Source organism: Enterococcus sp. DIV0187, assembly GCF_051713785.1.
Classification (GTDB): Bacteria; Bacillota; Bacilli; order Lactobacillales; family Enterococcaceae; genus Enterococcus_A; species Enterococcus_A avium.
In genome coordinates this window covers 3,936,238-3,948,728 of sequence record NZ_JBIOQO010000001.1, presented here as the reverse complement: position 1 = coordinate 3,948,728, position 12,491 = coordinate 3,936,238, and the positions used below count along the sequence as shown (strand labels likewise).

Genomic DNA, 12,491 nt, shown 5'->3' with positions numbered 1-12,491 from the left:
AGTCTAGACCAAAATATTAAGTTTTTCTACTGTTCATGCTTAAGATCATTATTATCAATTTCATTAAGAAGGTAAAGCTTTTCCAAAAAAATCTCCAGAACAGAATTTTCTCTGCTCTGGAGATTTTTTTATTTCCCTGTTAAAAGCAATCCGATCTGTGCAATGATCGCACTTCCAAGATACGTTCCAATAAAAACAAAGATAGCAACAATCGCAACGCGCCAAGAAGTCTTCCGTAAATCCATCAAACTATCTGCCACTGACAGACCCGCAAACGCTAAAATCGGCGTGGTGATCGATAAAAAGTCAACACCGGCAATCGCTTGAACAAAAAAGTCAGAAAGTAGACAGAAAAACAAGGATGTTAAGGACACCCAGCCTAAAATTGGAAAATCAGCTAGAATTTTGATGTTGGTTTTCTTCACTAACGTTGAGATAAATACGCCAATCATAGAAAAAGCCCACAATACCACTAATCCTTGAATCGTGTTAAAGGTAATCGGAGTAGAGGCTGGATTTTTAAGTAATTTAATTCCCTGTGTAAATAAAATCAAGCAGATACTTAATAATAATACAAGTGAAATCTTAATATATTCATTAGACTGTTTCTTTTCCACGGCGTGATCCTCCTGTCAGTAAGTTGTACATGAAACGCTGCAATGGCACTGCAATAAATACCATCGTATAGGTTCCTAAAAAACTGGTCAACAATTGACTCGCAGCGGCATAGGCTGCGATCGTCGTTTCATTTTCAGGCATTAAAGCAATTAAAGAAGATGAAGCTGCCGTCATCATGCTGGCAGAGCCGACTCCTGAACTCATGGCTAACGCGCGATAATCAAAACCAAGCCCAGCCATGATCGGCGCAAAAATACTAAAGAAAATCGACCCGAATAATGTACCAATCAAATAAAGCGATAATACCCCGCGTCCTTCGGCAGAATCTAGTGTATACTTTTCAGAAATATACGCTAGCTCGCCTTCCCGACCTAGACCCAGAGTTGCACCGATAGCCTCCCGACGCAAGCCTAACATAAGCGCTACTGGCAAACCAATAAGAACCGTTCCCACGTTTCCCAATTCTTGGAATAAGAACACCCAGCCAACACTCAATATTTCCTTCAATCTTGGGGCTACATCCGCGCCATAACGTGCCATTAACGGCAGCATAATATACAATAAATACTTCGCTGAAAATTGAATATTGCCCTTTGAATAAATTTTAGCAACTAACCCTTTGCGAAGCACTGGTAATCCAAACAGCATCGCCAATAAAACAGAAAATACTAACGGTAAAACGGTAACAGTCGTATTTCCTAACGTAATGAATTGCATCCCGATCAATTCTGCGATCGTTACCACCGCCACCACAAAACCAACTAACCACACTAATTGCTTCTTCATACATTCCCTCCAATTGAATCAATTAATTCTTTATATTCTTTAAATGAACGACGATAGATTTTTTCCTCATCCAAGTTGCCAGACATTTCCATTAGCACCTCTGATAAAAATTCTGGGAAGGTCTCTAAAACAAATTCTGGATCGATCATTTTAAAATCATCTCCATGAATTGTTCCTTCAAATCCACCATAACTGATTTGGATACAAGGCATCATAAATGCTAAATCACCAATATCACCAGCTGCTGCAATCCCGCCACGATCATCAATAATGTCCGGAATCTTATCGAACTTCGCAAAGGTCCGCTCCACAAAACTATTTAGATAACGATCTTGAACAAATGGCAGGTAGCCCAGCTCCGTTTCAATCGTTACTTCGCCCTCCAAAGCATACGCACTTCCTTGTGCGGCACGATCTAGCTTTCGCGCTACTTCTGGCATGTATTCTAGTGTCTTACAGCGCAGGTCAGTTCCTACCGTAATGTGATTCGGAACAACATTTGTCGACATATCGCTCTCCATTACAATGGGGTTCACTCGAATCGATTCTGTATCCTTAAACTGTTGGCGACTTAACCCGATCGCTGTATTGAATAACGTCGATATACTGTAGGCATTAATACCTGAAAAAGGATCAAAGCCCGCATGAGCCGCTTTTCCAGAAAAATGATAACGCTTATACAGGAAGCCGGCTAAATCACAATTCACTTCGATCGTCGGCCGTTCGAAGACTTCCCCGATAGCATGGACACAAACACCAAAATCAACATCATCAAAAATCCCTAATGACATTGCTTCCGGTTTTCCCCCTAAGAACTGGATTTTACCAGCAGCTCGAAGCTCTTTACGATAATCCAAATCTAAATATTCTTCCGCCGGTACAAAGATAAAGCATAAATTAAAGTCTAATTTCTTATAGTTTCCAGTTTTAATGTAATGATCATACAAGGACAATGCGATTGCCACCTGAGTAAAATGCCCACAATTGTGAGCAGCCCCCGTCTGAGGATCTGCTTGAAAATGTGTCGGTGCATAAACCGCGTCTAACTCTGCAATAAATGCCATCGTTCGTTTTTTATCTGTTGATAAAAATGTTTTAATCCCTGTTTCTGAAAATTTAGACAATTCTATCGATGGATGAATTCGGGTCAACTCTTCGATTACTTTTTCAGATGTGCGATGTTCTTTATAGCCCAGTTCTGGATGTAAAAATAAATCTTCCGTAAATTCCTTCAATTGTTGATAATACTTAGCAAACGTCGTCATTTAACTCCCCCTTATTGTCATTCAAAAATGAATAGTTAAGAAACTAGTATAAATTGTCACTCTTTAAGCATAGAACGCCTATTTCATTCGAGTGCTTCATGAAACGAAATTTCTCGACTTGTTTATAATATCTTTTTAAAAAGAAAGAATCAAGAGCATTTTGCCAAAAACACGAACTATTTCGGCAATCACAACTCATAATGTTTATTTATTTGCCAAATAGATAATGTTTAAAATGATGTAATTTTCAAAACTCGTCCAAAAAACTTATTTATAAATTTGAAAACAGATAATTTTCAGCCGGTTTTTGAAACGAAATTTCTTTATAAATAAAAAAATTCCCCACCGCAATTATTTATCGCGGTGGAGAAAGGAAGAGCTATTTGTGATATGTTGCTGAAATTTCAGCGATTAACTCATTATCTTTTAAATCAGTAACCTGCTGGATCACTTCGGCTGCTGATTTCTCTTTTAGCAACCCTTGCAATTCAACACTTTGTTCATCGTTCGGATCATCGTATTTCAAAACCATTGCTACGACATCTACTAAATTATCGTATTCAAGTCCGCGCTCCTTCAATTCCCGAATCGGACGAATGAATCGTTCATCAAAGCCCAACTTACGAATCGGTGTCCGCGCCACACGACTGATACTATCTGAAATGTATTTATTTTCGAAACGACTAACGATCTTATCAATGTAAGCAAAATGCTTCTCTTTATCAAAATTCCATTTATTAATCAATAACTCTCCCGTTTCGCCAAGAACTGCACGTAATTTCTCTAGCACACGTTCATCGGCAATCGCTTCATCGATTGTTTGATACCCTGCATATGCTCCAGTATAAGCAACCGTCGCATGTCCAGTATTGACGGAGAATAACTTCCGTTCAATATAAGGTTCCAAATCCTCTACATATTCCACACCTTCTAGACGCAGCTCTTTGTTTTTACTTTGTGTCGCATCAATTACCCATTCACTGAAAGGTTCCACTGATACGAACAATGGATCATCGTGATGTTGGATTGGCACAATTCGATCGACTGCCGCATTGGGAAATCCGATGCATTGGTCTACAAAAGCCAGATCTTCTGCGGATAAAAAAGTTTGGACCTTTTCAAATAAAAATTGACTACCGCCAATCATATTTTCGCAGGCTACTACATCTAGAGCAGCTGTATTGCCTTCACTGCGACGTTTTTGAATCCCTTTAGCAATTAATTCTGCGATAAAGGGTAAGATATTGGGTCCAATCGCTGTCGTTACAATATCTGCTTTACTAACGGAATCAATCACAGCCTCTGGATTGGTTTGATTGTTCAAGCCGTCCACATTTGCGACATGAATTTCTTTTTGACTTTCATCTGCTAATTGAATCGTGTATTCGTTGCGTTCATTCAATGCATTGATAATTGTTTCATTGATATCAACAAAATCAATTGAAAAACCATTTTTTGCTAAAATTTCTCCAATAAATCCACGTCCAATATTTCCTGCGCCAAAGTGTGTTGCTTGCATCCTATTCTACCTCCTGAAGATAGCTAATGACTTCTTCTTTTGTTTTTGCATCTGCTAATTTAACGACATTTTCAACATCAGAACAAAAGATTGCGATCTTTTGCAAGATATCTAAATGCTCGTTTTCGATCCCAGCAATTCCAAATAGCACCATCGCTACGTCTTCTGTATCATCTTTCCCAAAGTGAACCCCCGTAGGAACCTGGATCACCGAAATACCGCTTTTCTTTACATAGCGCTTCGCTTCATCGGTTCCATGAGGGATCGCGATAAAGTTTCCCATATAAACAGAGACCAGCTTATTTCTTTCGATCATGGCATCAACATAGCCTTCTTCCACACAACCAGCATCCACTAACAACTGTCCGCTTGCACGGATCGCCTCTTCCTTGTTGGCAAATTCTTGGTCTAATAAAATCATTTCTGGCTGTAATTCCATTTTAAATTCCTCCCCGATTTTTAAAAGCTTGCGCTAGTTTTCTCGAATTTCTTTGACAAACAAAGAACTCAATAATTGATAGATAATCTCTTTATTGCCGAATTTGTAGATTTCAGTATTCAGATCACTTTCGATGACCGAACTGCTGATTTTTCCTAACAAACTTTGTTGGCTTTCTGGCATTGGATCGGGTGCTAACAGTAATAGTACCCGGGTTAAATCAATACTTTTTTTATCCATTCCTTGAATCAAGAACTTCCGATCTAAGTCATAAATGGTAAATAATGGTTCCTTGACATGTGCATCCGCACAATGAAATAAGGCAAAATTGGTTTTCGGCACACCAATCGGCGCCACCAAATATCGTTGAATCACTTTGTTCGTCACGATTTTGGCATCTGATACGATCGTACCTTGCATCTGATCAATAATCTCTTCTAAGGTCAGCTCAATTGTTTCTTTTGTGTTTATCTGTTTAACATCAAAGTTTTGTAATAGACTATTGGCGATTCGCATGGTCTCATAAATCTCATCAAAGGCTTCGCTAGGCTCTTGTTCCGGTTCATCTACATGTACATACGCCTTATCTGGGTGCAGCGTTTGGATATAGTCTTTGATTTCTTTAATTTCGTCATCCAATAATAAAGGTGAAATCACTTTGTACGGCAAATTAAATCCTGGTAAAAAGACCGTCGCTAGAATCAGATCATAGCTTTTATAATCCAATTGATTCATTTCAGAAATTTTTGCCACTTGCACTTTTTCAATCTCGTTTAAATACTTGTGAATTCGACTCTCTAATATTCGTGCTGTCCCAATCCCACTGGAACATAATACTAATGCAGATAGTGCTCGCCCACTAGGATGACGCTCCAGAGAAGTTGCGAAATGGATCACGACGTAACCTAATTCATCAGCAGTAAATTGATGATCCGGAAAAACAACCGCCAATTCTTTGATGATCGCTGCTGTCAATTCTTGATACTTATCACGAATTTTTTGTAATAACGGGTTGTTTGCTCCCTGAAGAACGGTCAAATTTCGTTTTAAAGCGGCCGACATATGGGCCGATAAATCATTGAAAAGCTGTTCATCTTTTCGAAAATCAATACCAGACGTTTCAGAAACCAAACGAATCAATTCTTTAATCTTATAGGAAAGCTCTACATCAAAACTGTCAATGAAAATATTTTGCGGCTTCTTATAATTTACCCCTTCTAATTGAAAGGCAAAGAAACGAACCTCCTGTGGCGGTATCGATTTTTTCAGCGTCGTTGCAACTTTAATCATGATTTGACTAGCAATCTGCATACTTTCAGGCTTTGCTTTTGTCTCCTGCTCAACTTCTACAAAACGCTCTTGAGACATACGATCAATCGATAGAGCCAATAAAATCAATACACGCTGTAGTTGATTGTCTGTAACCTGCTCAAACGACTGCTGAGAAATCTGCTCAAAAATTCTTCGAGCTAACAATAGACTTGATTGACTCAACAAATTCAAAAAGAAGTTATCCGTCGTTTTTTTCTTTTCATCTAGGGAATCAATGAATTGGAAAAAATCAAACTCACTAACACCGTTATAGATCAAATTACTTAATAACTGACGACGTTGCTTTTCACGACCGACAATTCGTATGCCGCGACCCTTGAGACGCTGCAGCTCTAATCGGTAATCAATCAAGCTTTTTTCTATTGTAGCTAAATCAGAAGTAATCGTCGCTGAACTTACTTTAAAATCAATCGCTAAGCCCTCAATCGTCGCTTCTTCATCCATTAACAATAAAGAACAAACAATTGCACTTTGCCGCTGAACGTTATCTGTAAATAGTTCTGCTTGTTTTTCGCCTAATTGCTGCTGCAAACGTTCTAAGTTTAAAGTTTCTCCCACAATTCGATAGCCTTCGCCACGAGGCTTGATAATCTGAATATCCTGTGACTTAATCGTCTTTTCTATACTTGAGATCTCTCGGTAAACCGTTCGTTTGCTAACCTGTAAAATATCTTGCAATTCTTCTGAAGTAATGCCATTTGGATAATCTAATAAAAGGTAAAGTATCTTTTTTTCGCGAATCGAAAAATACACAATATCTCCTCCAATAATGTCAAAAGGGTAAAAGCAGTGAGAATCCTCACTGCTTTAAGAGTAATACGATTCTGGATAAAAGACCACTTATTTCCTTAAATTTTGAATGACCTTGTCATATTTTTCAGAAGCAACTAGATCGTTTAATGGCACATGTGTAGCACTTGGTGCCTGTTGCTCTGCTTTAACTGTCTCTTCACTGTTTGTAATGATTAAAGCACTCGGCTTATCTTGTAAAACATTGATTAGTTCAACTGTTACAGGATAATCCATTCCGTTGTCTTTCAATAATTTTTTCAAAATCGTTGCACCCATATTGGCAGATCCTTTCACTTGATCATAACCAAAGACAATGTGATCGACTTTCGAGTAGTCTGCTAAACCTTGTACCACATCATCTGTCAGAGGCTTTTTTTCGCTGTCACCTGCTGCTGGTTCTGCGGATAAGCGTTCCACGATTTCATCATAGCGTGGAGAGTTCATGAAGTTTTCCACTTGAACGAAGGTTGCACTTGGTGCTTTTTGGCTTGCACGATCATGCAGTTCTTCTTGTGTCACGATCAAAGCATTCGGATCATCACTCAAGTTATTGATTGCCGAGTTAGAAACTGGTAATGATAATCCAGCTTTTTTCACTTTATCACGCAATACTGATGCACCCATTGCACTTGATCCCATACCAGCATCGCAAGCAAAGATGATTTTGTTAATGTTGCCAAACATTTCTTGATTGTCAGCTTTCATTGCACTTTGACCTTTGCTTTGTGCTTTTGCATCGGCAACTGCTGCTTGAGTCGCCGCTAAGTCTTCTTCTTCATTATGATCCGATTTAATAATAACCATAGCCACTAAGAACGAAACAACGCATCCTACAACAATCCCTGCTAAGTTAGCAAAAATCGCATCTGGCGGTGTCATAGCCATAACAGCAATGATCGAACCTGGTGATGCTGCTGCTCGTAAACCGGCACCTAATAATTGGAAAGTAAATGTTCCAGCAACCCCGCCTGCCATAACAGCTAGGAATAAAAGTGGTTTCATCATTACGTATGGGAAATAAATCTCATGAATCCCACCTAAAAATTGAATAATGATCGCGCCCGGTGCAGAAGATTTCGCCGCACCTTTTCCAAACAATGTGAAGGCTAATAAGATTCCTAAACCTGGTCCAGGATTTGCTTCTAATAAGAATAGGACTGATTTTCCAGCTTCTGCTGCTTGTTCAATACCTAGCGGAGTCAAAATTCCGTGGTTAATCGCATTGTTCAAGAATAAAATTTTTGCAGGTTCAATAAAAATATTTGCCAATGGTAACAAATGCATGTTGATAATTGACTCAACACCGGCTGCCATCAAATTGGTTAACGAGCCAACAACTGGGCCAATCGCATAATACCCAACAATTGCTAAAGCAAATCCAATCAAACCAGAAGAAAAGTTATTGACTAACATTTCAAATCCAGCCTTAATCTTTTCTTGGAAAGCGTCATCAAACTTCTTGATGCACCATCCACCCAAAGGTCCCATCATCATTGCACCGATAAACATCGGTACATCCGATCCTACGATAACCCCCATAGCTGCGATTGCCCCAACAACTGCACCACGTTGTCCATGTACCATGCTGCCGCCTGTATAAGCGATTAATAATGGCAATAAAAATTTCAGCATTGGATCAACCAGTGAAGCTAGCTGTTCATTTGGAATATACCCATCTGGAATAAATAAAGCAGTGATAACACCCCAAGCAATAAATCCGCCAATATTGGGCATAACCATTCCCGACAAATGACTTCCGAGACGCTGGACTTTTGCTTTTAGTCCACCCTTTTGTCCAGTAGCTTGCATTTCCATCTTCTTTTCCTCCTTAGAAATAATTATGAAATGATTTCGTTTACATATTTATCATATATCCATGAGTATCCGCTTTCAATCAAATGTAGATAGAGTTTTGGCACAGAAGTTTGTGCCAAAATTAAGGTTCTATAATATTTGGTGTTGTTACTCTTTTTGAGCGAGAACACCAAGCATTTTTTTATACAAAAAGACATTTGGTTGTCCTATAATTAAATCGCTGAACCCAATCATAGGAGGCGAACCAAATGTCCAGTATTAAGAATATCAAATATAAAGATAATTGCCTAGACAAAACCATCAAACAAATCCTAAATATTCACGATTCCAACATTACTTTTTCTAAAGACGCCGTTTCAAAAGAAAAAGTCCATGACAGAATGGCCACCGTCTTTACTGGTCGACTGAGCTATCCGTCTCCTCAATGTGAGTGTTGCGGCTACGACTCCGTCATCCATCATGGCTACAAAGATAGCTGGATTCAATTACTCCCTTATCAAGAGGTGTCTACCTATCTTCATCTCTATAAACAACGGTTTTATTGTAAACAGTGTCACCATACCTTTTCAGCTAAAACCTATTATGTCGCAGAAAACTGTTATCTCTCCCAAGCACTCAAGTTTGCGATCGCTGTTGATTTAAAGAAGAAAATTTCGATGAAAGATATCGCTCAGCGTTATTTGGTTTCCGCTAAAACGGTCGAACGGGTCTTGGATTCTTTTTTTGAAGAACCACGACTGAAGCCCAATTACTTACCCAAACATCTATTGATTGATGAATTCAAAGGAACTAAGGACTGTCAGGGCGCCATGTGTTTTATTCTCAGTGACGCGGATACGGGGAAAATCTTTGATATTTTAGAGGATCGAAGAAGCTTCAAGCTGATCGCTTATTTTATGCGCTTTACTTATCACGCACGGAAAAACGTTTCTCATGTCGTGATGGATATGAATGCGGGCTATGATTCTGTGACAAAGGTCGTTTTCCCAAATGCTCGGGTTTCCATTGATCGGTTCCATGTGATCCAACAACTCAATCGTGCGTTTAACAAACAACGGATAAAAACCATGAATCACTTGAAAAAGAGCGACCCGCAAGCCATGAAAAAGTATCGCAAGCTTAAGAAATATTGGCGAACCATTCTGAAGAAAAATAGAAAAATCAATTATTCTTCGCTCAAACAATACCCGCTTTTCCAACGGAAATACCTGACGGAATCGGAAGTATTGGACTATTTATTATCGATTGACGAGCACTTACGGACAAGCTATGATGTGTATCAAAATTTGTTGGATGCCTTTGATGCCAAAGATTATAAAGACTTTTACGAACGCATTGATCACTTACCCACGATGCTTGATCCAGCATTTAAAAAAGCGATTCTTTACTTAAACAAACACAAACAAGCGATTATCAATGCATTAAAATACCCCTATTCGAACGGAAAACTTGAAGGGAAGAATAACTTGATTAAAGTGATCAAGAGAGTGGCATTCGGTTTTAGAACCTTTCGCCACCTTCGTATGCGAATTCTAATTCAACAGAACCTTTGCGACATTATTTGAACAAGAAAACAAAAAGAAAAAAGGAAACGCCGAAGCATTTCCTTTCAGTGATTTAATGAAAACAACACGATTTGACTTAGAGCCAAAATTAAAAGCCGCTTATCTAATAGATAAACGACTTTGTCTTACTTATTAAATTTGTTTCGTACCCCACGTTTGATAACATCAAAAAATCCTAGTGATCGAACCATATGATCTGGATCTACGTATTCACGTATTGCTCTTAACACTTTTTTGGGTTCCTTTGATGCAAAAGAATAAGTGCCATTCTTTTTCGTTTGTATCGCGTAACGTGGAATCCATTTTCCCTTAAAAACAACAGAAGCAATAACGTAATCTACTTCTTCCCAAGGAATTTGAACAAACTTTCTTGCATCTCGATTATTGAAAAATTCAAATCCCTTATCACCAATCATAATCTTCCCATAATCTGCGACACCTAAGTACGAGGTAGCATCGATTGTCAAATCGACCTTTGTATTGATTGACTGAACCATAAGACCTACTCCATTTCCTTATATGTATCTATTGAATCATTATACTTTATTTTACTCTTATTAAGCAAAAAATGCTCGGGCAAGCCCGAGCATTTTTCATTAATGAGTGACTTTTTTACATAATACCTAATACGTGCAAGCCAACGCCTACTACGAACAAGCCAAGAATGATAACGATTGGAGAAACTTTTTTCTTCAATAACCACATGCAAAGCAATGTCAATAGTAATGCAGCAAGACCTGGAATTAATGAATCTAAGTTATCTTGTAAAGTAGTTACTTTAGAACTATCTAAAGCAAGACCAGAAGCTTGTTGAGAAAGAGCTTCTTTAATTCCTTGAGCACCAGCAGGTAATTTGTCCCATTCGATATAAGCACCTTTGTCTAACTTAACAGTAGAAACAACCGGTGTAAATTTCACGTTTACCCACCGTTGCACTAAAGCTCCTAAAACAAACATACCTAGAATGGATGCACCTTTAGTAACCTTTTGTAATAGACCACCTGAAAGGTCATCAGTGATTTTAGAACCAGCACGATAGCCAAATTCTTGTGTATACCACATGAATGCCCAACGAATAATATTCCAAGCAAGGAAGAAAATGATTGGTCCTAAAATGTTTCCAGCTAACGCTAATGAAGCACCTAGAGCACCTAACATCGGACGTACAGTAAACCAGAACACTGGGTCACCAACACCGGCTAAAGGTCCCATCATACCAACCTTAACCCCTTGGATTGCTACATCATCAACTGGAGCGCCATTTGCGCGTTCTTCTTCAAGCGCAAGAGTTACTCCGATGATTGGTGAAGCGATATATGGGTGTGTATTAAAGAATTCCAAGTGACGTTGCATTGCTAACGTACGGTCTTCTTTTGTTTTGTATAATTTTTTGATCGCTGGTAGCATTGCAAAACACCAACCACCATTTTGCATACGTTCGTAGTTCCAAGAACCTTGAATGAAGGTAGAACGCCATGCAACGGCTAAACGATCTCTTTTACTTAATTCGATTTTTTCTGCCATTTTATTTCTCCTCCTTCAAGATTAATAATCATTCAAAATATCGCCAAGCGGATCGCCAGTATTGCCTCCGCCACCATTAGAAGATCCACCAGAACTTTCTTGTAGGTTCAAGTAAATCAAAGCGAATGCAACTGCGATAACACCTAGTGCGATCAACGTTAATTCAGAAAGTGCTGCGATAGCAAAACCAATCGCGAAGAATGGCCATACTTCTTTTGTAGCCATCATGTTGATAACCATAGCGTAACCAACGGCAACGACCATACCACCACCGATAGCCATACCATCAGTTAACCAAGCAGGCATTGATTCTAAGAATCCACGTACAGTGTCAGCAGGAATTACTAATAATGCAGCTGAAGGAATCGCAATACGAACACCTTGCATACATACAGCGATAATATGCCACATTTCAACTTGACGCATATTTCCTTTTTCAGCTGCAGCATCCATAAAGTGAACGATTGGCACAGCTAATGTACGAACGATCATTGTTAAGAACAAACCAGCTACAGCTAAAGGAACAGCGATTGCGATAGCTGAAGAAACACCTTTAACTCCTTGACCACCTAAAACTAAAATAATTGCAGATGCAACAGATGCTAACGCAGCATCCGGTGCCACAGCAGCCCCGATGTTTGCCCAACCTAAGGCGATCATTTGAAGTGAGCCGCCTAACACGATCCCAGCTTCTAAATTACCGGTTACTAAACCAATTAATGTACATGCTACTAGCGGTTGATGGAATTGGAATTCATCCAAAATCCCTTCCATACCTGCTAGAAAGGCAACGATTACTACTAATACCATTGAAATACCAGACATTATAAGCCCTC

At 38.9% G+C, this 12,491-nt stretch carries 11 protein-coding genes; 1 reads left to right on the top strand and 10 read right to left on the bottom strand.

Annotated elements, in window-relative coordinates:
* Window positions 1-128: 128 nt before the first annotated feature.
* The 7 genes from IGI52_RS19185 to IGI52_RS19155 all read right to left on the bottom strand — a co-directional run bounded on the left by IGI52_RS19185 (window position 129) and on the right by IGI52_RS19155 (window position 8,566).
* Window positions 129-617: a hypothetical protein gene (locus tag IGI52_RS19185; RefSeq protein WP_016180407.1), complete on the bottom strand. Its 489-nt coding sequence runs from the start codon at window positions 615-617 to the stop codon at window positions 129-131.
* Entirely contained in the window at window positions 598-1,404 is an 807-nt protein-coding gene (locus tag IGI52_RS19180; RefSeq protein WP_016180406.1) for a DUF3100 domain-containing protein, read from the bottom strand. The genes IGI52_RS19185 and IGI52_RS19180 overlap by 20 nt, the downstream gene beginning before the upstream one ends.
* Entirely contained in the window at window positions 1,401-2,669 is a 1,269-nt protein-coding gene (locus tag IGI52_RS19175) for a M20/M25/M40 family metallo-hydrolase (RefSeq protein ID WP_016180405.1), read from the bottom strand. Before IGI52_RS19175 ends, IGI52_RS19180 begins: the two co-directional genes overlap by 4 nt.
* 379 nt (window positions 2,670-3,048) lie before the next feature.
* Window positions 3,049-4,188, bottom strand: coding sequence for a mannitol-1-phosphate 5-dehydrogenase (locus IGI52_RS19170; RefSeq protein ID WP_016180404.1), 1,140 nt, complete (start codon window positions 4,186-4,188; stop codon window positions 3,049-3,051).
* Window position 4,189: 1 nt separating this feature from the next.
* Window positions 4,190-4,627, bottom strand: a complete 438-nt coding sequence (locus IGI52_RS19165; RefSeq protein ID WP_016180403.1) for a PTS sugar transporter subunit IIA — start codon at window positions 4,625-4,627, stop codon at window positions 4,190-4,192.
* 33 nt (window positions 4,628-4,660) lie between these two features.
* Window positions 4,661-6,712: a BglG family transcription antiterminator gene (locus tag IGI52_RS19160; RefSeq protein ID WP_438782121.1), complete on the bottom strand. Its 2,052-nt coding sequence runs from the start codon at window positions 6,710-6,712 to the stop codon at window positions 4,661-4,663.
* 87 nt (window positions 6,713-6,799) lie between these two features.
* Window positions 6,800-8,566: a PTS mannitol transporter subunit IICBA gene (locus tag IGI52_RS19155; protein ID WP_016180401.1), complete on the bottom strand. Its 1,767-nt coding sequence runs from the start codon at window positions 8,564-8,566 to the stop codon at window positions 6,800-6,802.
* Window positions 8,567-8,814: 248 nt separating this feature from the next.
* Here IGI52_RS19155 and IGI52_RS19150 point away from each other — a divergent pair, with 248 nt between their 5' ends.
* Window positions 8,815-10,131, top strand: coding sequence for an ISL3 family transposase (locus tag IGI52_RS19150; protein WP_438780469.1), 1,317 nt, complete (start codon window positions 8,815-8,817; stop codon window positions 10,129-10,131).
* Window positions 10,132-10,256: 125 nt separating this feature from the next.
* Here the strand turns inward: IGI52_RS19150 and IGI52_RS19145 are convergent, their stop codons facing one another.
* The 3 genes from IGI52_RS19145 to IGI52_RS19135 all read right to left on the bottom strand — a co-directional run bounded on the left by IGI52_RS19145 (window position 10,257) and on the right by IGI52_RS19135 (window position 12,480).
* A complete protein-coding gene (locus IGI52_RS19145) occupies window positions 10,257-10,628 on the bottom strand; it encodes a DUF956 family protein (RefSeq protein WP_016180400.1) in 372 nt (123 codons plus the stop codon).
* A 115-nt stretch (window positions 10,629-10,743) separates the two neighbouring features.
* Window positions 10,744-11,655, bottom strand: a complete 912-nt coding sequence (locus IGI52_RS19140; RefSeq protein WP_016180399.1) for a PTS system mannose/fructose/sorbose family transporter subunit IID — start codon at window positions 11,653-11,655, stop codon at window positions 10,744-10,746.
* Window positions 11,656-11,676: 21 nt separating this feature from the next.
* The gene (locus tag IGI52_RS19135) at window positions 11,677-12,480 is read right to left on the bottom strand and encodes a PTS mannose/fructose/sorbose transporter subunit IIC (RefSeq protein WP_016180398.1); all 804 of its coding nucleotides are present in this window, start codon (window positions 12,478-12,480) and stop codon (window positions 11,677-11,679) included.
* Between the last annotated feature and the right edge of the window lie 11 nt (window positions 12,481-12,491).

Coding starts and splice junctions, on each gene's coding strand:
- IGI52_RS19150 (WP_438780469.1), top strand. CDS start 8,815: ATGTCCAGTATTAAGAATATCAAATATAAAGATAATTGCCTAGACAAA.
- IGI52_RS19180 (WP_016180406.1), bottom strand. CDS start 1,404: ATGAAGAAGCAATTAGTGTGGTTAGTTGGTTTTGTGGTGGCGGTGGTA.
- IGI52_RS19165 (WP_016180403.1), bottom strand. CDS start 4,627: ATGGAATTACAGCCAGAAATGATTTTATTAGACCAAGAATTTGCCAAC.
- IGI52_RS19145 (WP_016180400.1), bottom strand. CDS start 10,628: ATGGTTCAGTCAATCAATACAAAGGTCGATTTGACAATCGATGCTACC.
- IGI52_RS19155 (WP_016180401.1), bottom strand. CDS start 8,566: ATGGAAATGCAAGCTACTGGACAAAAGGGTGGACTAAAAGCAAAAGTC.
- IGI52_RS19175 (WP_016180405.1), bottom strand. CDS start 2,669: ATGACGACGTTTGCTAAGTATTATCAACAATTGAAGGAATTTACGGAA.
- IGI52_RS19170 (WP_016180404.1), bottom strand. CDS start 4,188: ATGCAAGCAACACACTTTGGCGCAGGAAATATTGGACGTGGATTTATT.
- IGI52_RS19135 (WP_016180398.1), bottom strand. CDS start 12,480: ATGTCTGGTATTTCAATGGTATTAGTAGTAATCGTTGCCTTTCTAGCA.
- IGI52_RS19140 (WP_016180399.1), bottom strand. CDS start 11,655: ATGGCAGAAAAAATCGAATTAAGTAAAAGAGATCGTTTAGCCGTTGCA.